This is a genomic window from Curtobacterium sp. MCBD17_034, from assembly GCF_003234515.1.
GTDB lineage: Bacteria > Actinomycetota > Actinomycetes > Actinomycetales > Microbacteriaceae > Curtobacterium.
The window spans coordinates 502,799-521,763 of sequence record NZ_QKTN01000001.1 but is presented as its reverse complement, the minus strand read 5'-3'; the positions used below and the strand labels follow the sequence as shown (position 1 = coordinate 521,763).

Annotated in this window: 19 protein-coding genes; 5 read left to right on the top strand and 14 right to left on the bottom strand. The window is 72.3% G+C overall.

What is annotated here, in order from left to right; all coding sequences use genetic code 11:
- From rpmG to DEI92_RS02475, 8 genes are all read right to left on the bottom strand, one after another.
- Positions 1-171 (bottom strand): 50S ribosomal protein L33, encoded by a 171-nt coding sequence (rpmG, locus tag DEI92_RS02510; RefSeq protein ID WP_110823153.1) that lies wholly within the window; start codon positions 169-171, stop codon positions 1-3.
- Entirely contained in the window at positions 171-407 is a 237-nt protein-coding gene (rpmB, locus tag DEI92_RS02505; protein ID WP_111009717.1) for a 50S ribosomal protein L28, read from the bottom strand. The genes rpmG and rpmB overlap by 1 nt, the downstream gene beginning before the upstream one ends.
- 456 nt (positions 408-863) lie before the next feature.
- The gene (locus tag DEI92_RS02500) at positions 864-2,318 is read right to left on the bottom strand and encodes a lipase maturation factor family protein (RefSeq protein WP_111012210.1); all 1,455 of its coding nucleotides are present in this window, start codon (positions 2,316-2,318) and stop codon (positions 864-866) included.
- A 67-nt stretch (positions 2,319-2,385) separates the two neighbouring features.
- Positions 2,386-3,117 carry an alpha/beta hydrolase gene (locus DEI92_RS02495; RefSeq protein WP_111012209.1) on the bottom strand — a complete coding sequence of 244 codons (732 nt, stop codon included), beginning with the start codon at positions 3,115-3,117 and terminating at the stop codon, positions 2,386-2,388.
- Between the two features lie 100 nt (positions 3,118-3,217).
- The gene (locus DEI92_RS02490; RefSeq protein ID WP_111012208.1) at positions 3,218-3,709 is read right to left on the bottom strand and encodes a Fur family transcriptional regulator; all 492 of its coding nucleotides are present in this window, start codon (positions 3,707-3,709) and stop codon (positions 3,218-3,220) included.
- The gene (locus DEI92_RS02485; protein WP_111009721.1) at positions 3,706-4,638 is read right to left on the bottom strand and encodes a metal ABC transporter permease; all 933 of its coding nucleotides are present in this window, start codon (positions 4,636-4,638) and stop codon (positions 3,706-3,708) included. The genes DEI92_RS02490 and DEI92_RS02485 overlap by 4 nt, the downstream gene beginning before the upstream one ends.
- Positions 4,635-5,519 (bottom strand): metal ABC transporter ATP-binding protein, encoded by an 885-nt coding sequence (locus DEI92_RS02480; protein ID WP_111012207.1) that lies wholly within the window; start codon positions 5,517-5,519, stop codon positions 4,635-4,637. Before DEI92_RS02480 ends, DEI92_RS02485 begins: the two co-directional genes overlap by 4 nt.
- Positions 5,520-5,652: 133 nt before the next feature.
- On the bottom strand, positions 5,653-6,900 hold the full coding sequence (locus DEI92_RS02475) for a PTS transporter subunit EIIC (RefSeq protein WP_111012206.1): 1,248 nt from the start codon (positions 6,898-6,900) through the stop codon (positions 5,653-5,655).
- Between DEI92_RS02475 and DEI92_RS16995 the strand changes: the two genes are divergently transcribed.
- Together DEI92_RS16995 and DEI92_RS02465 are read left to right on the top strand one after the other, a co-directional pair.
- Entirely contained in the window at positions 6,864-7,322 is a 459-nt protein-coding gene (locus DEI92_RS16995; RefSeq protein WP_375334600.1) for a glucose PTS transporter subunit EIIB, read from the top strand. The two genes, DEI92_RS02475 and DEI92_RS16995, sit on opposite strands and share 37 nt — an antisense overlap.
- Positions 7,319-7,771, top strand: coding sequence for a PTS glucose transporter subunit IIA (locus DEI92_RS02465; protein WP_111009725.1), 453 nt, complete (start codon positions 7,319-7,321; stop codon positions 7,769-7,771). The genes DEI92_RS16995 and DEI92_RS02465 overlap by 4 nt, the downstream gene beginning before the upstream one ends.
- On the opposite strand, the gene DEI92_RS02460 is transcribed toward DEI92_RS02465, so the two are convergent.
- Positions 7,768-8,538 (bottom strand): GntR family transcriptional regulator, encoded by a 771-nt coding sequence (locus DEI92_RS02460; protein ID WP_258368534.1) that lies wholly within the window; start codon positions 8,536-8,538, stop codon positions 7,768-7,770. The two genes, DEI92_RS02465 and DEI92_RS02460, sit on opposite strands and share 4 nt — an antisense overlap.
- Positions 8,539-8,823: 285 nt before the next feature.
- Here DEI92_RS02460 and DEI92_RS02455 point away from each other — a divergent pair, with 285 nt between their 5' ends.
- Both DEI92_RS02455 and DEI92_RS02450 read left to right on the top strand, forming a co-directional pair.
- Positions 8,824-10,122: a glycosyltransferase family 2 protein gene (locus DEI92_RS02455; protein ID WP_220037436.1), complete on the top strand. Its 1,299-nt coding sequence runs from the start codon at positions 8,824-8,826 to the stop codon at positions 10,120-10,122.
- Entirely contained in the window at positions 10,119-11,639 is a 1,521-nt protein-coding gene (locus DEI92_RS02450; RefSeq protein ID WP_146249079.1) for a glycosyltransferase family 39 protein, read from the top strand. The genes DEI92_RS02455 and DEI92_RS02450 overlap by 4 nt, the downstream gene beginning before the upstream one ends.
- A 36-nt stretch (positions 11,640-11,675) precedes the next feature.
- On the opposite strand, the gene glgX is transcribed toward DEI92_RS02450, so the two are convergent.
- Positions 11,676-13,694: a glycogen debranching protein GlgX gene (glgX, locus tag DEI92_RS02445; RefSeq protein WP_111012204.1), complete on the bottom strand. Its 2,019-nt coding sequence runs from the start codon at positions 13,692-13,694 to the stop codon at positions 11,676-11,678.
- Between the two features lie 114 nt (positions 13,695-13,808).
- On the opposite strand from glgX, the gene DEI92_RS02440 reads away from it, so the two are divergent.
- Entirely contained in the window at positions 13,809-14,222 is a 414-nt protein-coding gene (locus DEI92_RS02440; protein WP_111012203.1) for a hypothetical protein, read from the top strand.
- Positions 14,223-14,234: 12 nt separating this feature from the next.
- Here the strand turns inward: DEI92_RS02440 and DEI92_RS02435 are convergent, their stop codons facing one another.
- The 4 genes from DEI92_RS02435 to DEI92_RS02420 all read right to left on the bottom strand — a co-directional run bounded on the left by DEI92_RS02435 (position 14,235) and on the right by DEI92_RS02420 (position 18,960).
- On the bottom strand, positions 14,235-15,083 hold the full coding sequence (locus tag DEI92_RS02435; protein WP_111012202.1) for a CPBP family intramembrane glutamic endopeptidase: 849 nt from the start codon (positions 15,081-15,083) through the stop codon (positions 14,235-14,237).
- A gap of 133 nt (positions 15,084-15,216) precedes the next feature.
- Positions 15,217-16,716 carry a dihydrolipoamide acetyltransferase family protein gene (locus DEI92_RS02430; protein ID WP_111012201.1) on the bottom strand — a complete coding sequence of 500 codons (1,500 nt, stop codon included), beginning with the start codon at positions 16,714-16,716 and terminating at the stop codon, positions 15,217-15,219.
- A gap of 55 nt (positions 16,717-16,771) precedes the next feature.
- Complete coding sequence (locus DEI92_RS02425; RefSeq protein ID WP_111012407.1) at positions 16,772-17,731, bottom strand: alpha-ketoacid dehydrogenase subunit beta; 960 nt, start codon at positions 17,729-17,731, stop codon at positions 16,772-16,774.
- A gap of 86 nt (positions 17,732-17,817) precedes the next feature.
- Positions 17,818-18,960: a thiamine pyrophosphate-dependent enzyme gene (locus tag DEI92_RS02420; protein ID WP_111009732.1), complete on the bottom strand. Its 1,143-nt coding sequence runs from the start codon at positions 18,958-18,960 to the stop codon at positions 17,818-17,820.
- Positions 18,961-18,965: the final 5 nt, after the last annotated feature.

Below are 18,965 nucleotides of genomic sequence, written 5' to 3'. Positions count from 1 at the left end.
TTAGCGCTCCTCGCGGAAGTCGACGTGCTTGCGGATGACCGGGTCGTACTTCTTGAGCACGAGGCGGTCGGGGTTGTTCCGGCGGTTCTTCTTGGTCACGTAGGTGAACCCGGTGCCCGCCGTGGAACGGAGCTTGATGATCGGACGGATGTCCTGACCGCGCTTGGCCATCAGATCTTCTCCCCACGGGCCAGGATGTCCTTGACCACGGACTCGATGCCGCGGGCGTCGATCACCTTGATGCCCTTCGCGCTGACGGTGAGCGTGACGTTGCGCCGGAGCGACGGCACGAAGTACGTCTTCTTCTGCACGTTCGGGTCGAAGCGGCGCTTCGTCCGGCGGTGCGAGTGTGAGATGTTGTGCCCGAAGCCGGGAACGGCGCCGGTCACCTGGCAGACTGCTGCCATGGTCTCCTCCTGAGATGGTTACCGTGCGGCCGGATCGGCCACACCCAAGGTCACTTGCCTGGCGCGCACGCGCTCGTGTCGACCGATCGACAGGAGCGAGGGGGGTGTGCGCACCGCCCCGTCCGTTCCCGAGGGAGCGGATCCGCGCGACCACGGCTGCTGCGATGGTCGGAGGGCAGAACAACAGTTCGCCGCGCGGACGCGACGGACCAAGCGACAAGCCTACGTGAGGCCCGGGCGCGTCGCAAGCCGCGCCTCCCGGCCGGCCGCACGCGGCCACCGCTCGCGCCCGCGCCGAGACCGCACGACGCGCCGCTCGCGTCCGCCGAGAGAGCACGACTCGCCGTACGGGAGGAACGTGAGCGGCCCGTCTTGCACGCTCGCGAGCCGAGGCCCGACCGGGGCCGGCGGCCGGCCGGGGCCCGGGCCGGAGGCGGGGCCGGACCGCACCCGGGGTCACCGCTCGCGCTGGGGCGCCATCCCCGTCGGCCGCACGAGGGTGAACTGCTCCTGCCGCACCCAGTACAGGCCCGTCGCACGGCGCTCCTCGCGCGTCGCGAACCGGTACAGGAACATCCGCGCGCGAATCCACCGTGGACGCCGCCCGTCGAAGGGGTCCACCCGGAGCAGGCGGAGCGTCGGCCGGTCCGCCTCGAGCAGGCGCACGACGAACACCCGGAACCAGCCGTCGTCGGCGCCGAGCGCCAGGAACCACATGAGCCAGTCGAGCCGCAGGTGGTACGGCGCGAACTGCCGCGGGCGCCGGCGCGGGTCCCCCGGTTTCCCCTTGAACTCGTACGGGACCCAGTCGCCCTCCTGCGGGACCTCGGCCTCGGTGCCCTCGACGATGACCTCGGACCGCTGCTGCGTCACGCTGCCGAACGCCCCGTACGCGTTGACGAGGTGCCAGCGGTTGAAGCTCGCGTTCATGAGCTGCCGCTTCGACACCAGGTTCTTCGCCGGCGGCCACGACAGCCAGAGCAGGAGCAGCCCGACGAGCACGGTGAGCACGACGAACCACACGGGCGTCGCGGTCGGCCCTGCGGCAGCGTCCACTGCGGGGATCACCGCACCGAACGCCCGGTCGTCGATGGCGGCGAACGCCAGCAGCATCGTGAGGACGTTGAGCCACGCGAAGTTGCCGCTCACCACGAGCCAGAGCTGCGTGATGACGACGAGCGCCGCGGCGATGCTCGCGACCGGCTGGGGTGCGAACAGGAAGAACGGCACGACGAGCTGCACGACGTGACTGCCGAGCGTCTCGAACCGGTGCACGGGCTTCGGCAGCAGGTGCGCGGTGCGGCTCATGGGGTTCGGCATCGGCTGCGTCTCGTGGTGGTAGTACAGCGCGGTCAGGTCCCGCCACGACGCGTCGCCCCGCATCTTGATCATCCCCGCACCGAACTCGAGCCGGAACACGAGCCAACGGATCGCGAACAGGACGATCACCGACGGGGCGACGTCGTCCGAGCCGAGGAACGCGACCGTGAACCCGGCCTCGAGGAGCAACGACTCCCATCCGAAGCCGTAGAACGTCTGGCCGACGTCGACGATCGACATGTACCCGAGCCACATGAGCAGGAACACGACCGCGGGCACCCAGGCGGGCCCGAGCTGCGGCAACCCGGCGACGACCGACAGCGCGAGCACGACGCCCGCTCCCGCGAGCATCCGCAACCGCCGGTCGGTGTACGGGATCCACCGCCACACGATCGGCTGCTGCTGCGCGTACCGGAGCCGCATGTACCGGGGCACGGGCAGGAGGCCGTGCTCACCGAGCAACGCCGGGAACTGCGCGAGCGTGGACAGGAACGCGATGGCGTAGACCGCCGCGACACCACGCTGCAGCACCTGGCGCGCCAGGTCGTAGTCGGTCGCGCCGGCCCACGTGGTCAGCGTGCTCACGTCCATGGCCGGGAGGCTACGCGCGTCCGGGTCGGGACCGGTCCGGCTCGGCCCAGCGCCGGCGAACGCGGGGTCAGACCCCCTGCGTCGGCCGCGGCGCGAGCGCCTCGACGATGAGCGCCCCGAGCTCCGCCGGCCGGGTGGACATCGCCCAGTGCCCGGTGTCGAGGCCGACGATGCGGAGGTCCTCGGTCGCCGCGAGCTCGGTCGCCCAGTCCGCGTGCGCCGTGATCCCCGCGGTGAGCTCGTCCGGGCTCATCTCGCTCGTGATGACCGTCGTCGGGACCCGGCGGCGTGCCTCGTCCGTCAGCCGGAAGTGCTGTCGGGTCGCCCCCGCGGGCACGGGGATCGCCCGCGCCTGCAGTGCCGCCCACTGCTCGTCGGTGGTGTCGCGGACCATGGCGTCGCCGAACGCCGAGCGCTCCGGGAACGGCACGACGCCGTCGACCACCGGGAACTCGTCGTTGTCCCAGTCGCCCTCGGGGAACGGGATCGCGTCGACGTACACCGCGGCACGGATGCGCGCCGCCCGGCGGTCGACGGCGACGCCGACCACGGCGCCCGAGGCCGAGTGCCCGACGAGGGCGATCGACTCGGCACCCGAGGTCGTGCGGCTCGCCGCGTCGACGCGGTCCACGACGGCCTGGACCTGGTCCTCGAACCCGACCGACGCGGGGTCGTCGCCCGGGTGCATCCCGGGGAGCGTCAGGGCCTCGACCTCGTGCCCGGCGGCGCGGAGGACCGGGGCGACGTCGTCCCACGCGCTCGCGTCGAGCCACATCCCCGGCACCAGGATCACGTACATGCGCCGCAGCCTAACGCCGACCCGGGACGGACGGGGAGGGCGTGTGCCGGGCCCGCGCGGTGCCTCCCGGCCGGCCCGTGGTGCGGTGCGCCGCCCCGTGTCAGCGCCGCGCGCTGCAGGACGCGCACTCGCCGAACACGTCGACGACGTGGTTCGCGCGGGTGAACCCGTGCTCCGCGGCGACGCGCTGCGCCCACGACTCGACCTCGTCCGCCTCGATCTCGACGGTGGTGCCGCACGTGCGGCAGATGAGGTGGTGGTGGTGCGTGCCCGGCGTGCAGGCGCGGTACAGGGTCTCGCCGTCCTGCTGCAGGACGTCCGCGGCGCCCTCGTCGGCCAGACCGCCGAGCGCGCGGTAGACGGTCGCGAGGCCGATCGTCGACCCGGTGTCGCGGAGCCGGGCGTGCAGACCCTGGGCGCTCACGAAGCCCTCGGTGGCGTCGAGGGCCTCGCGCACCGCCCCGCGCTGCCGGGTCGTGCGCTTGTGCGGGGTCGCGTCGGCGGTGTCCGCCGCGGGCAGGGCGTCCGTCGCGTCCGTCGCGTCCGTCGCGTCCGTCGCGTCCGTCGCGTCCGTCGCGTCCGTCGGGGTCATGCACCCACCTCCGCTGGGGTCGTCGTGGTCACTGGGTCCTCGCGTGCCGCTCGGCGGGCGATGCGGTCCCGCCCCCGAGCGTCCCGCCGACCACCGACGATCCGACAGACGACCCAGATGGCGAACGAGATCGTGGTCACGTACGGGCTGATCGGCAGGCCTCCGCCGAGGGCGAGCAGGATGCCGCCGACGACACTCGTCACCGCGAACACCATCGACAGGACGGGCACGAGCACAGGGTGCACGGTCACGCGGAGGGCCGCCGCGGCGGGGGTGACGAGCAGCGAGAGCACGAGCAGGGCCCCGACGACCTGCACGGACACCGCGGTCGCCAGCCCGAGGACGAGCATGAACAGGAGGGCGAGGGTCCGGACCGGCAGTCCCGCGGCCGCGGCCACGTCGGGGTCGACGCTGGCGAAGTGCAACGGTCGCCAGATGACGAGGAGCGTCACGACGACGATCGCCGCGACGACGAGCAGGATGCCGAGCTGGGGGTCGTCGACGGCCACGATCTGCCCGGTGAGCAGCCCGAACTTGTTCGCCGCGCGGCCCCGGTACAGCGCGAGGCACAGGATCCCGAGGCCGAGGCCGAACGGCATGAGCACCGCGATGATCGAGTTGCGCTCGCGGGCCCGGGAGCCGAGCAGGCCGATGACGACCGCGGCGAGCACGGACCCGACGAGCGACCCCGCGACGACGTCGACGCCCATGAGCAGTGCGGCGGACGCCCCGGCGAACGACAGCTCGCTGATGCCGTGCACGGCGAACGGCAGGTTGCGGGCCACGACGAACGGCCCGATGAGCCCCCCGACGATCCCGAGTACCGCGCCGGCGAGGATCGAGTTCCGTACGAGGCCGAGCAGCGCGCCGAAGTCCTGGAACGAGAACACGGTCGAGAGCAGCTGGTGCAGGTCGGTGGCGAGGATCATCGGCGCGCCGGTCCTTCCGTCGCGTCGTCGGCGATCCGGAGGTCGTGATCGCCCTCGTGGTGGTGGTGCTCACCGAGGTGGTCGTGCGGGTCGTTCGAACCGACGATGACGATCCGCCCCATGGTCCGGACGACGTCGACCGGCGTGCCGTACAGGTCGGACAGGACGTCGGCGCGGAGGACCTCGTCGGGCGCGCCGATCCGGAAGCGGCCGCGCGCGATGTAGAGCACGCGGTCGACGACGTCGAGGATCGGGTTGACGTCGTGCGTCACGAACAGCACGGCGGCGTCCCGCTGGCGACGCTGCCGGTCGATGAGCGCGGTCACCTCGCGCTGGTGCCGGAGGTCCAGCGAGATGAGGGGTTCGTCGCAGAGCAGGAGCGCGGGATCCGCGGCGATCGCCTGGCCGACCCGGGCGCGCTGCTGCTCGCCGCCGGACAGCTCGGCGACCGGGACGTCGGCGAACGCGGCGGCGCCGACCTCGTCGAGGATCGCGTCGATGCGGGCGCGTTCCGCCGCGCGGGCCGGGCGGAGGCCCCACCGGTGCCCGGTCACCCCGAGCGCCACCAGGTCCCGGGTCCGCAGCGGCGTGCCCGACTCCATGAGCCGCTGCTGGGGGACGTACCCGATGCGCCGGTGTCCGCGGGTGACGGGTTCGCCGAGGAACCGGATCGAGCCGGTCGTGAGCGTCTGCTGCCCGAGCACGGTGCGCAGCAGGCTCGTCTTGCCGGCGCCGTTCGGTCCGAGGACCGCGAGGAATTCACCCGGCCGGACGTCGAGGTCGAGGTCGTGCCAGAGGTGCCGTGACCCGTACGCGAGCCCGGCGCCACGCAGGGACAGGACGGCGTCCTGCTCGTCCTCGTGGGGTGCGCGCGGGGTCACGGCGGTCCTTCCTCGCGGCGAACGCCCGTGCGCTGCCGCCCCTCGACGCTAGACCTGTTGAGAATGATCGTCAAAACCACGGACGGGAGGCGCGGTACCGACCGGCACCGCGCCTCCCGTCCGTCGCGCCACGTCAGGGCGTGGTGGCCGCCTCGGCCGACTCGGCCGCCGCGTCGTCCTCGCGCCCCGGGGTCCGGAGGTTCCAGCGTTTGATGACGAAGCTGAAGACGAAGTAGTAGATGACGCCGTAGGCGATGCCGATCGGGATGAGCCAGATCGCACCCTGCGCCTTGCCGAAGTTGAGCACGTAGTCGATCGCGCCCGCGGAGAACGTGAAGCCGTCGTGGATCCCGAGCGCGTTGACGAGTGCGAGCGACGTGCCGGTCAGGACCGCGTGCACGACGTAGAGCGGCCAGGCCACGAACATGAAGGAGTACTCGAGCGGCTCGGTGATGCCCGTGACGAACGAGGTGAGCGCGGCCGAGAGCATGATGCCGCCGACGACCTTGCGGTTCTGCGGCTTCGCGTGACGCCAGATCGCCAGGGCCGCGCCCGGGAGACCGAACATCATGATCGGGAAGAACCCGGTCATGAAGATGCCGGCGTGCGGGTCGCCCGCGAAGAAGCGGTTGAGGTCGCCGTGCGCGCCGTGGTAGTCGCCGATGATGAACCAGACGACCGAGTTGAGGATCTGGTGGAGGCCCGTCGGGATGAGCAGGCGGTTCGCCGCGCCGTAGATCCCGCCGCCGACGACCGAGTTGGACGCGACCGCGTTGCCGATCCAGGTGATCACGGCGTCGAACGGGATGTAGAGGAACGCCATCGCCACGCCGATGAACAGCCCGGCGAACGCGCTGAGGATCGGGACCAGGCGTCGGCCGGAGAAGAACCCGATGAAGTCGGGCAGCTTCGTCCGGTGGAACCGCTGCCAGAGCACCGCGGACACGAGCCCCATCACGATGCCGCCGAGGACCCCGTAGTTGATCGTGGGCACGGTGCCGGCGGCGTTCTTGTGGGTGCCGAGCACGATGGGCGACATCGCGGTGAACACGCTCGAGAGCACCATGTAGCCGACGACCGCGGCGAGGGCGGTCGACCCGTCGGACTTCTTGGCCCACCCGATCGCGATGCCGACGGCGAAGATGAGCGGCAGCCACGTGAAGACGCCGTTGCCCGCGGCGGAGATGACCGCGGCCCACTGCCCGAAGCCGGGGATGGCGCCGAGCAGGTCGGCCTGCCCGAGGCGGAGCAGGATGCCGGCGGCCGGGAGCACCGCGATCGGGAGCATGAGGCTCCGGCCGAGCCGCTGCAGGTTGGCGAACGCGCGACTGGGCTTCTTGGCCGGTGGGGTGGACACCGGGACGGCTTCGGCCGTGGTCATGGTGGATCCTCTCGTCATCGGGTGGAGCATGGGTGGTTGATGCCCGGATCCCGCGTCGGTACTGTTCGAGAACAGTGCCGGTCCTGTCCGGTCATGACCAGTTCGCTGTAGTCTCCACATCAGCGTGGTCCGTGTCAACAACCCGGTCCCGGCCCCGTCGAGACCGCAGTTCATCCCCTGGAGGAGGACCCATGTCGAAGGCAGAAGCGATCGTGGCAGCACTCGGCGGCGCCGACAACATCGAGGAGGTCGAGGGCTGCATCACGCGCCTCCGCACCGAGGTGGTCGACCCGTCGCTCGTCGACGAGGCCGCGCTCAAGCAGGCGGGTGCGATCGCCGTCGTCGCCATGGGCACCGGCGTGCAGGTGATCGTCGGCCCCGAGGCCGACAACCTGGCGCAGGACATCGAGGACATCCTGTGACGGACGTCCGCACGCCGTTCGCCGGACCGGTCGTCGGGCTCGCCGACGTGCCGGATCCGGTGTTCGCGGGCCAGCTCGTCGGGGCGGGCGTCGCCGTGCGCCCGGACGAGCACGCCCGGTCCGTGACGGCGGTGGCGCCCGTGGCGGGCACGATCGTCAAGCTCCACCCGCACGCGTTCGCGATCGAGGGCGCCGAGGGCACGGACGTCCTCGTGCACGTCGGCATCGACACGGTCAAGCTCGGCGGTGCGGGGTTCGAGCTCCTCGCCGCCGAGGGGGACACCGTCGCGGCCGGCGACCCCGTCGTGCGGTTCGACCCGGCGGCGATCGTGGCGGCCGGCTACGCCCCGGTGTGCCCGGTCGTCGTCCTCGGTTCGACGCCCGACTCGGTCCCCCAGGACGCCGTGGGCAGCTCCGTGCCCGAGGGCGCGACGCTCTACACGACCTAGATCAGCGCGATCGTCCGCGGCGCCTCGGCCGAGACCTCCATCTGGACCCGGTACCGGTCGCTCCGGTACCAGCTCCGGGTGTGCTCCACCGGGCCGGGCTCGGCGAACGACACGCGGTCGAACACGAGCACGGGCGCCCCGGTCCGCGTGCCGAGGAGTGTCGCCACGTCGTCGCTCGCCGGGTCCGCCGCGACCGTCTGCACCGCGCGGACGATCGGCAGCCCGTACCGATCGGCCACCAGCGAGTACACCGAGCCGCTGAGGTCGTGCTCCAGGAGCCCCGGGTACGCGGCGCGCGAGAACCAGGCGTCGTCGATCGACACGGGGACGCCGTCGGCGAGCCGCAGGCGCTTCAGGTGGACGGCGACGTCGTCGGACTCGAGGTGCAGGGCGGCCGCGGTGTCCGCGGGCGCGACCCGTTCCTCCCGGACGAGCACGACCGTGGTCGGCGTGTGTCCGAGCGCACGCATCTCCTCGGTGAACGAGGCGAGGTGGAGCGTCGACTGCACGGGTCGGTGCGCGACGAACGTGCCCTTGCCGCGGACACGCGTCAGGTAGCCCTCGTTGACGAGTTGGCCGAGGGCCTCGCGCACGGTGATGCGGCTCACGCCGTACTCGGTGATGAGCTGCCGCTCCGAGGGGATGGCGGCGCCCGGCTGCAGTCGCTCGGTCACGAGTTCGAGCAGGATCCGCCGGAGCTGCGCGTGCTTCGGGATCGCGCTCTCGGTGATCCGTCGTGCCGCACCCTCGTCGCTGCGTCGTGCCACGCGTCGTACTCCTCGCCCGCAGTGGAGGCCCGGCGACCGGGGGCTGGTCCTGTGCGGACATGACCAGTCGAGCACACAGTAGCGAACAGCGCTGGGAGCGCCAGGGTCATCCGGCCGGACGGGACCGCGGGTGACAGCGGATCCCCGCCCGGGTGAGTGCGTGCCGTAAAGGAGCGACGCCGACGGGCGGATCGGTGCGGTTCGACGTCCTCGACACGTCCGGACCCGCACACCATGCGGTCTCGGGACGCCGACCCCCGACGCCCCGTGATGTGGAGGGACCCCGTGCTCGACGCGCCACTCCTCGCCGCCGCGATCGCCACGCACCTCGCCCTCGCCGCGGCCCTGACGGCCTTCGCGGCCCTCACGCTCCTGTGGTCCCTGCACACGCAGGCATCACCGGAGCGGGTGGCGCGGAGCCGGTTCGACCGGACGCCGCGGGCGTGCACGCGGTCGTTCTCCCTCCTCGTGCCGGCCCGGCACGAGGAGGGGGTCCTCGCGGACACGCTCGACCTGCTCGCCGCCCAGACGCACCCGCGGTTCGAGGTGATCGTCATCGTCGGGCACGACGACCGCGCGACGGCCCGGATCGCCGAGGCCGCGGCGGCCCGGCACCCGGACCACGTCCGCGTGGTGGTCGACCGGGGGCGGGTGAAGACGAAGCCGCGCGCCCTGAACCGCGGGCTCACGGTCGCCACGGGCAGCGTCATCGGGGTGTTCGACGCCGAGGACGACGTGCACGAGCGACTCCTCGAGCGGGTGGACGCGCGGTTCGCGGAGACGGGCGCGGACGTGGTGCAGGGCGGGGTGCAGCTGATGAACCACGCTCGGTCGTGGTGGCGCGTCCGGAACGTGGTCGAGTACGCGCTCTGGTTCGGGTCACGGCTGCACGCGCACGCGGCGGCGGGGGTCGTGCCCCTCGCGGGGAACACCGTGTTCGTCCGCCGTCGGGTGCTCGAGCGGATCGGCGGCTGGCAGGACGACTGCCTCGCCGAGGACTGCGAGCTCGGCATCCGGCTCTCCGCAGCGGGCGCCCGGATCGACGTCGTCACGGACCCGACGTACTCGACCCGCGAGGAGACCCCGCCGGACCTCCGGGGGCTCCTTCGCCAGCGCGTGCGCTGGAACCAGGGGTTCCTCCAGGTGCTGCGTGGCGGCGCCTGGAAGGGCCTCCCGTCGTGGCGGCGGCGCACGCTCGCCCGCGTCGTGCTCGGCATGCCGTTCGCGCAGGTGCTCATCGGCATGTCGGTCCCGGTGGCCGTCGTCGAGACGCTGGCGGTGCGCCTCCCGGTCCCCGTGACGCTCGTGACGCTCGCGCCCGTGGCGCCGTCCGCGCTCATGCTCGTGGTCGAGTGCCTCGCGCTCGACCAGTTCGGTCGCGCCTTCGGCCGTCGGGTCCGGCCGGCGGACCACGTCCGACTCGTGCTCGGGGCGATCCCGTTCCAGGTCGTCCTGTCCGTCGCGGCCGTCGTCGCGGTGTGGCGCGAGGTGCGCGGCGACCACTCGTGGCAGAAGACGGTGCACACCGGCCTGCACCGGCGTCAGCGGCGCGGTGCCCCCACGCCGGGCCGGGCCCCGGCGTGAGCAGCCGCTCCGCGGTCCTGCGGGGAGTGGTCTGGTGCGGACCCGTGCTCGTGGTCGAGATCGTGGCACTGTGCGTCGGCCTCGGCCGCACGCCGCAGCGCGCCGACGACGAGGGCACGTACGTCGCGCAGGCCTGGTCCTCGCTGCACTCGGGCGCGCTCGCCCACTACACCTACTGGTACGACCATCCCCCGGCGGGGTGGATGCAACTCGCCCTGTGGTTCGGCGCGACGGGTGCGCTGGCACGGCACCAGTCCGCGGTGCTCGCCGGCCGGGAGGCCGTGGTCACCGCCACCCTCGCGGCCACCGTGCTGACCTGGCTGTTGACCCGACGCCTCGGCGGCTCCCCGGTCGCGGCCACCGTCGCGGCGGCGGTCTTCGCGATCTCGCCGCTGGCGGTCGCGTTCCACCGGATGGTCTACCTCGACGACCTCGCCGTGCCGTGGGTCCTGCTCGCGGCGGTCCTGGTCACGGCGCGACACCGTCAGCTGCCGGCCTGGGCCGGCGCGGCCGCCGCATGCGCGGTCGCGGTCCTCACCAAGGAGACGACGGTGCTCGTCGTCCCGTTCCTGGCGTGGGTCGCCGCGCAGCGCGGGCACCCGGCCGTCCGCCGCACCGCCGCCGGTGTCGCGGTGCCGCTCTTCGTCCTGCTCGTCGCCGCGTACCCGGTGTCGGCCGCCATCAAGGACGAACTCCTCCCCGGCGCGGGTCACGTGAGCCTCCTGGGGTCGGCGTGGTTCCAGGTCGCCGGTCGGGAGGCCGGGGGTTCCGTCCTCGACGCGACGAGCGACACCGCGCGCACGCTGGCGTCGTGGTGGTCCCTCGACGCCCCCTTCGTCGTCGCCGGGCTCGCCGCCGCGGTGCTCGCCACGGCCCGGCAGCGGCTCCGCCCGATCGCCGCCCTCGTGCTCGGACACGTCGCCGTGGCGCTCCGGCCCGGCGGGTACCTGCCCGTCCCGTTCGTCGTCGTGCTCCTGCCGTTCGGTGCCGTCCTCGTGGCGCTCGTCGTGGAGGGCGGCCTCCGCGCATGGCTGCGACACGACCGCCGGTTCCCCCGGTCGTTGACGCGTGCCATGGCGGCCGGCACCGTGCTCGCGGTGGTCGCCGTCGGCGCGTTCTGGGTGCCGAGCGCCACGCAGGGCCTCCGCTGGCTGACGACCGCCGATGCCGACCGTCCGATGCGATCCGCCGAACGGTGGCTCGCCGCCCACGTCGGCCGACACGCGGTCGTGGTGGTCGACGACGCCATGTGGCTCGACCTCGTGCGCGCCGGCCGTGACCCCGACGACGTCGTGTGGTTCCACAAGCTCGACAGCGATCCGGAGGTCCGACGCCGCACCGACGACGGCCGCACGGTCGACTACGTGGTCACGACCGTGTCCGTGCGCGAGGACCTGGCGCACCTGCCCCTCGTCCACGCGGCGGTGCGACGGGCCGTGCTCGAACGACGGTTCGGTTCGGGCGAGGACCGCGTCGACGTGTGGCGGGTGTCACGACGGACGGGTGGCCGGGCGTGACGCCCGACCACCCGTCCGTGGTCCCGCGCGCAGTGCTCAGACGAGCGCGGTGAAGGACGCGTCGCGCACCAGGAGCGTCGTCGCGCCCTCCTCGACCTGCTGCTCCGCGTCGCTCGACAGCCCGAGGGACCAGTCGCCGCCGCCCGGGCGCTCCGGCAGCGTGAACTCGACGACGGTCTCGGACGCGTTGAGCAGCACCGCGACGACGTCCTCGCCGTCGGTGAGCAGCAGCGTCACCGCCATGTTGAGCGGGTCCTCCCAGTCGTCGTCGCCGAACGGCTCACCGTCGGCGCGGAGGATCTGCACGGTCTCGACGCCGTGCTCCGGCGCGACGCGGTACCACTCGGGGGTCAGGGCCGGGTGCGCCTTGCGGAACGCGATCGCCGAGGCGGTGAACGCCTGCAGCTCGCGGTCGGCGGCGGCCCAGTCGTACCACGAGATCTCGTCGTCCTGGCAGTAGGCGTTGTTGTTGCCGCCCTGGCTCCGGGCGATCTCGTCGCCCCCGAGGATCATCGGCACGCCCGTCGACAGCAGCAGCGTCCCGAGGAAGTTCCGGCGCTGCAGGTTCCGGTAGTCGTTCACCGAGCCGTCGTCGGTCGGTCCCTCGATGCCGCCGTTGAACGAGCGGTTGTCGCTCTCGCCGTCGTTGTTGTCCTCGCCGTTGGCCTCGTTGTGCTTCTCGGCGTACATCGTCAGGTCGGCGAGCGTGAACCCGTCGTGCGCCGTGACGAAGTCGACGCTGCAGAGCGGGGAGCGGCGGGACGCCTCGTAGACGTCGGGGCTGCCGAGCACGCGCTGGACGGCGGCGCCGAGCGACCCCGGGGTGCCGCGCCAGAAGTCGCGGAGGTCGTCCCGGTACTTCCCGTTCCACTCGGACCAGTCCGCGGGGAACCCGCCGACCTGGTACCCGGCGGTGTCCCACGGCTCGGCGATCATCTTGACCTCACGCAGCACCGGGTCCTGGTGGATGATGTCGAGGAACGCGGAGAACTTCTCGGCTTCGCCGCCCTGGCGGGTGAGCGTCGTCGCGAGGTCGAATCGGAAGCCGTCGACGTGCATCTCCTCGACCCAGTAGCGCAGCGAGTCCATGATCAGCGCGAGGGCGGCCGGGTGGGCCACGTTGAGGCTGTTGCCGGTGCCGGTCGTGTCGAAGTAGTGCTCCTCGTCGCCCTCGACGAGCCGGTAGTACGACGTGTTGTCGATGCCCTTGAACGACAGGGTCGGCCCCATGTGGTTGCCCTCGGCCGTGTGGTTGTACACGACGTCCATGAAGACCTCGAGCCCGGCGGCGTGCAGGGCCTTCACCATCTCCTTGAACTCGCGCACCTGCTGTCCGGCGGTGCCCGACGACGAGTACTCGTTGTGCGGTGCGAGGAAGCCGATGGTGTTGTAGCCCCAGTAGTTCCGCAGACCCTTGTCGGTGAGCGTCGCCTCCTGGACGAACTGGTGGGTCGGCAGGAGCTCGACCGCGGTGACGCCGAGGTCGACGAGGTGCTGGATCGCGGCGGGGTGCCCCATGCCGGCGTAGGTTCCCCGGATCTCCTCGGGCACGTCGGGGTGCTGCTTCGTGAACCCCTTGACGTGCGTCTCGTACACGATCGTGTCGGACAGCGGGGTGCGGAGCGGGGCGTCGCCGTCCCAGTCGAACGCCCGATCGGCCACGACGCACTTCGGCATGGCGCTGGCGGAGTCGGTGTCGTCGATCTCGTCCGGGGCGTCCATCTTGTGCCCGAAGAGCGCCTGGCCCCACTCGTAGTCGCCGTCGATCGCGGTGGCGTACGGGTCGAGCAGGAGCTTCGCGGCGTTGTGGCGGAGCCCGTTCGCCGGGTCCCACGCACCGTGCACGCGGACGCCGTACCGGGTGCCGACGGCGACGTCCGGGACGATGTCGTGGAACACGTACCCGGTGCGGTTCGTGAGTTCGGTGCGGTGCTCGGTCCCGTCCTCGTCGAACCGGCAGAACTCGACGCGGTCGGCGGTGGCGGAGAACACGGCGACGTTGGCACCATCCTCGACGAGGGTGACACCGAGGGGATGACGGGAGGATCGGCTCATCCGTCCATCCAACCGGGCGAGGGCCGCGCGTGTCCGCAACCGACGCGACGGCCACGTTCCGGGGACAGCCGGGTACCCGACGCGCGTCCATGGAGAGCGCGTACCGTCCCCGGCATGACGGATCAGGAGCACGGACGGATCGACCAGGACGACCCCGAGACGACACAGACGGAACGGGTGACACGGATCCAGGACGACGCAGCGCGTCTCGGGCTCGCCATGGTGGGCGAGGCGACCGCGATGACGACCGGCGACGAGGACGCCTTCCGCGCGAGCGAGGAGAACCTCCGCGAGGTCGTCGCCGAACTCGTCGACGAACCACTCACGCCGCGACAGGAACAGGTCGTCGAGACCCTCGGGGCCATGGGCGGCAGCCTCACGGCCGGCCTCGGGAGCGCGCTCGCGCAGGAGCAGGACCGTGAGCCCACGGAGGTGCTCGGCGGTGCGGCCGCGAGCATCGTGTGGCAGCAGCGACTCGCTGATGTCGAACAGGACGTCGACGACATCGAGGACGTCGAGGACCGCTGAGCCACCACGCGCTCAGCGCGGGGTCGCCCTGCCGCTGGTGTGGACCCGGTCCTGCGGAGCGCGACGGAGCGCGACGACCATCCCCATGACCGCGGCGACCACGATGACCGCCGTCGCGGCGACCACGAGCAGCGGCGGAACGCCCACGGCGGCGTGCCCGCGGAACCCGAGGATCCCGTTGGAGAGCGCGTGCAGCAGCACGGCGCCCCAGAGCGCCCCCGTCACGCGTCGGGCCAGGTAGCAGGCCGAGCCGAGCACGAAGGTCGTCACGACCTGGTAGAGACCACCCGCCGCCTCACCCTGGTTGAGCAGGTGCATGAGGGCGAACACCACGGTCGACACCAGCCAGACCGCCCATTCCGGTGTCGCCCGGCGGAGCCCCGACACGAGGATCCCACGGAAGACGAGCTCTTCGACCACCGCGACCGCGACCACGGCGACGACGAGCGCACCAAGGTACCCGGCGGCGCCGGAGCGGACCGGAGCGAGGAACGTCAGGACCGCCACCACGACGTACGCGACGAGTGCCGCCACCGCCCACCACGGGCGAGCGGACGCGCTCTCGGCGAGCACCCGACGCCACCCGCCGAACACGGTCACGATCACCGCGAACACGACCAGCAGCACGCCCTCGCCCGCCGACTGGTGCAGGAGCGCCTGCGACGACGACAGCGGGTTCACGCCCGACCCGGTGCTGACCGCCTGCCCGGCGAGGACGGCGAACGGGAGCACCAGCACCACCACGATCGTGACCGCGACGGCCAGCCACGGACGCTCGATGCGCGCCGGGAAGGGTCGTGGTCGGCCGGAGCGGTCGGGACCCGAGCGGGGTCCAGGCGAGGGCACGGGCGAAGCGGACATGGGCGACTCCTCGAGGACGAAACCTGGTATATCGGTCGTGGTCCAAGCCTAGGCGTGATCGAGGACGCCGAGGCGCGGGCCCCGCCACCCGGGACGTCGCCGCTCCGGACGTCGCCGCTCCGGACGTCGCCCGTCAGTCGAGCAGGAGCGCCGGCTCCTCCATGACGGACGCGACGTCCTGCACGAAGCGGCTGGCGACGTCGCCGTCCACCACACGATGGTCGAAGCTCGCGCCGATCGTGGTGACCATGCGCGATCGGACCTCGCCGTCGACGACCCACGGCTTCGGCTTGATCGTGCCCATCGCGACGATCCCGACCTCGCCCGGGTTGAGGATCGGCGTTCCCGTGTCCATGCCGAACACGCCGATGTTCGTGATCGTGACCGTGCCCGCAGTCATGTCCTCGGGCGTCGTCTTGCCGTCCCTCGCCGTCAGCGTGAGCCGTTCGAGCGCCTGCGCGAGCTCGAACAGCGACATGTCCTGGGCGTCCTTGACGTTCGGCACGATGAGACCGCGCGGGGTGGCCGCGGCGATCCCGAGGTTCACGAAGTGGTGCACGATGATCTCGCGGTCGGTCCACGTCGAGTTCACGGTGGGGTTCCGCCGCACCGCCCAGATCACCGCCTTCGCCATGATGAGCAACGGCGACACCTTGACCCCGGCGAACGTGGGCGAGGTCTTGAGCCGTGCGACGAACTCCATCGCACGGCTCGCGTCGACGTCGACGAACAGGCTGACGTGCGGCGCGGTGAACGCGCTCGACGTCATCGCGGTCGCGATCGCCTTGCGCACGCCCTTGACCGGGATCCGCTCTTCGCGCACGTCGCCCCACTCGGGGGTCTCGAGGTTGCGGAACACCGTGGCCTGGGTCGCGGAGCGGATGACGTCGTCGCGCGTGACCTCGCCCGCGAGCCCGGTCGCGACGACGGCGGTCAGGTCGACACCGAGGTCCTTCGCGAGCTTGCGGATCGGCGGCTTGGCGACGACCGGCAGCGCCGACGCGGCCGGCACGCTCGCGGGGCGACGCGCTGCAGCCGCCTCGTGCGCGGCCTCCTGGTCGGCCCGAGCGGTCGCTCGCCCCGCCTCGACGGCCACGGCGGCAGCGCGACGGGCGCCGGGCCGGCGGCGCGACGGTGCACCGGCGGCGGACCCGTAGCCGACGAGGACCGCGCCCGACGCCTCGTCGGTGCCGAGCGGCATCGCGGTGTCGGCGATCTGCGGGGTCATCGTGACGGTCGGTGCGTCGAGGACCGCGGTCGTGCCTCCCGACCGGTCGGGGCCCGCAGCACCCGCCGCGGTGCCGTCCGACGCGGAGTCGGTCGCTCCGGCGCCCGAGCGGGCCCCGGCGGGGCCGCTCTCGCCGGAGCCGACCTCGCCGGAGGCGACCTCGACCGGGCAGTCGACCTGGATGATCGGCACGCCGACCTCCACCGTGGCGCCCTCGTCCACGAGCAGCCGCGTCACCGTCCCCGCGAACGGCGAGGGGAGCTCGACGAGCGACTTGGCGGTCTCGATCTCGACGAGGACCTGGTCGACACTGACCTCGTCCCCGAGCGCGACGCGCCACTGCACGATCTCGGCTTCGGTGAGGCCTTCTCCCACATCGGGGAGCGGGAATTCTGCGACGGGCATGGTGACTCCGTTCTCGGTCGGGCCGGCGCGGCCAGGGAACCGCGCTCGGACAGGATCAGTAGGCGAGCGCGCGGTCCACGGCCTCGAGCACGCGGTCGGCGTCGGGCAGGTGCAGGTGCTCCAACTTCGACTGCGGGAACGGGATGTCGAACCCCGAGACCCGCAGGGGCGGTGCCTGGAGCGTGTAGAAGGTCTTCTCGGCGATGGTCGCCGCGATCTCGCTGCCGAGACTGACGAAGCCGGAGGCCTCTTGCGCGATCACGACACGGCCGGTCCGACGAGCGGACTCGAGCAGGGGCTCCCAGTCGATGGGCGACAGCGATCGGAGGTCGACGACCTCGAGGCTCGTGCCCTCGGTCTCGGCGATCTCGGCCGCCTGGAGCAGCGTCGACACCATCGCGCCGTGCCCGACCACCGTGACGTCGGACCCCGTCCGGGCGATGCGCGTCGTGTGCATCGGGACGCCGCCGTCGACCAGGTCGACCTGCCCCTTCGGCCAGTACCGGCTCTTCGGCTCGAGGAACACGACCGGGTCCGCCGACCGGATCGCCTCCTGGATCATCCAGTAGGCGTCGTTCGGGGTGCTCGGGCTCACCACGCGGAGGCCCGGGGTGTGCGCGAAGTACGTCTCGGGGCTCTCCTGGTGGTGCTCGACCGCGCCGATGTGGCCGCCGTAGGGGATCCGGATCACGACGGGCACCGACATGTGGGCCGGCAGGCGGTTCGCCATCTTCGCGAGCTGCGACGTGATCTGGTCGAACCCGGGCCACACGAAGCCGTCGAACTGGATCTCGACGACGGGCCGGTACCCGCGGAGCGCCAGGCCGATCGCGGTGCCGATGATCCCCGACTCGGCGAGCGGGGTGTCCATGACGCGCTGCGACCCGAACCGCTCCTGCAACCCCTCGGTGATCCGGAACACGCCACCGAGCGTGCCGATGTCCTCGCCCATGAGCAGCACCCGCGGGTCCTGCTCCATCGCGGCGGCGAGCCCGGCGTTCAGCGCCTTCGCCATCGGGAGGACCGGGGCCGGATCCGACGGGACCGCCCCCGCTCCCGGGTGGGTGCGCAGGGTGTAGTCGACGAGCTCCTCGGTCCCGCTCACGCGGCATCGCCTCCTGCGGTGTCGTGGGCCGCCTCGTACGCGCGCAGCCACGCGCGCTGCTCGGCGACGCGTGGGTGCGCCTCGCGGTACACGTGGTCGAACATGGCCTCCATCGGCGGGACCTGGAGGGCCGTGGTCCGGCGTCGCACGTCGGCCGCGACGTCCTCGGCCTCCTCCTCGATCGCGGCGAGCCACGACTCGTCCACGCCGCGCGCCCGCAGGTGACGCTCGGACCGGACGATCGGGTCGCGCGCGACCCACGCGGCGAGTTCGTCGTCGCCGCGGTACCGCGTCGGGTCGTCCGAGGAGGTGTGTGCGCCGATCCGGTAGGTCTCGGCCTCGATGAAGCGGGGGCCGCGACCGGCGCGGGCGTCGTCGGCGGCCGCGAGGGTCGTCGTGTAGGCCGCGAGGACGTCGTTGCCGTCGATGTGCACACTGGGGATCCCGAACCCGCGGGTCCGGTCGACGAGCGGCGTCGGCGACTGCACCGACACCGGCACCGAGATCGCCCAGTGGTTGTTCTGCAGGAAGAACACCACGGGCGCACCGGTGCTCGCGGCGAAGACGTACGCCTCGCTGACGTCGCCCTGGCTCGTCGCACCGTCGCCGTAGTAGACGATCGTGCAGGCGTCGACCCCCGGGTCGCCCGTGCCGACCACGCCGTCGAGCCGCTGCCCCATCGCGTAGCCGGTGGCGTGCAGGGCCTGGGAGCCGATGACGAGCGTGTAGATGTGGGTGTTGCCCCGGGCGTCCGGGTCCCACCCGCCGTGGGCGTTGCCGCGGAACACGCCGATGATCTCCATCGGGTCGACACCGCGGGTCAGGGCGACGGCGTGCTCCCGGTACGAGGGGAACACGTGGTCCTGCGGACGCAGGGCGTGCGCGGACCCGACCTGGGCGGCCTCTTGCCCGTGGCTCGGTGCCCACAAGCCGAGCTGGCCCTGTCGCTGCAGGTTCGCCGCAGTGTGGTCGAAGCGTCGGGTGACGACCATGTCGCGGTGCAGACCGAGCAGGACGTCGTCGGGGATGTTCCGCGCGACAGCGGCGTACTCGGCGTTCGTGTCGTCCTCGACGAACCGCCCGTCGGGGTCGAGGATGCGGATCGTGGTCGTCGCGGGACCCGCGGCGGGGGAAGGCATGCGGA

Excerpts from the sequence above, each read along its gene's own strand:
- rpmG (WP_110823153.1), bottom strand. The coding sequence starts at position 171 with ATGGCCAAGCGCGGTCAGGACATCCGTCCGATCATCAAGCTCCGTTCC.
- rpmB (WP_111009717.1), bottom strand. The coding sequence starts at position 407 with ATGGCAGCAGTCTGCCAGGTGACCGGCGCCGTTCCCGGCTTCGGGCAC.
- DEI92_RS02500 (WP_111012210.1), bottom strand. The coding sequence starts at position 2,318 with ATGGACGTGAGCACGCTGACCACGTGGGCCGGCGCGACCGACTACGAC.
- DEI92_RS02495 (WP_111012209.1), bottom strand. The coding sequence starts at position 3,117 with ATGTACGTGATCCTGGTGCCGGGGATGTGGCTCGACGCGAGCGCGTGG.
- DEI92_RS02490 (WP_111012208.1), bottom strand. The coding sequence starts at position 3,709 with ATGACCCCGACGGACGCGACGGACGCGACGGACGCGACGGACGCGACG.
- DEI92_RS02485 (WP_111009721.1), bottom strand. The coding sequence starts at position 4,638 with ATGATCCTCGCCACCGACCTGCACCAGCTGCTCTCGACCGTGTTCTCG.
- DEI92_RS02475 (WP_111012206.1), bottom strand. The coding sequence starts at position 6,900 with ATGACCACGGCCGAAGCCGTCCCGGTGTCCACCCCACCGGCCAAGAAG.
- glgX (WP_111012204.1), bottom strand. The coding sequence starts at position 13,694 with ATGAGCCGATCCTCCCGTCATCCCCTCGGTGTCACCCTCGTCGAGGAT.
- DEI92_RS02440 (WP_111012203.1), top strand. The coding sequence starts at position 13,809 with ATGACGGATCAGGAGCACGGACGGATCGACCAGGACGACCCCGAGACG.
- DEI92_RS02435 (WP_111012202.1), bottom strand. The coding sequence starts at position 15,083 with ATGTCCGCTTCGCCCGTGCCCTCGCCTGGACCCCGCTCGGGTCCCGAC.
- DEI92_RS02430 (WP_111012201.1), bottom strand. The coding sequence starts at position 16,716 with ATGCCCGTCGCAGAATTCCCGCTCCCCGATGTGGGAGAAGGCCTCACC.
- DEI92_RS02425 (WP_111012407.1), bottom strand. The coding sequence starts at position 17,731 with ATGGCGAAGGCGCTGAACGCCGGGCTCGCCGCCGCGATGGAGCAGGAC.
- DEI92_RS02420 (WP_111009732.1), bottom strand. The coding sequence starts at position 18,960 with ATGCCTTCCCCCGCCGCGGGTCCCGCGACGACCACGATCCGCATCCTC.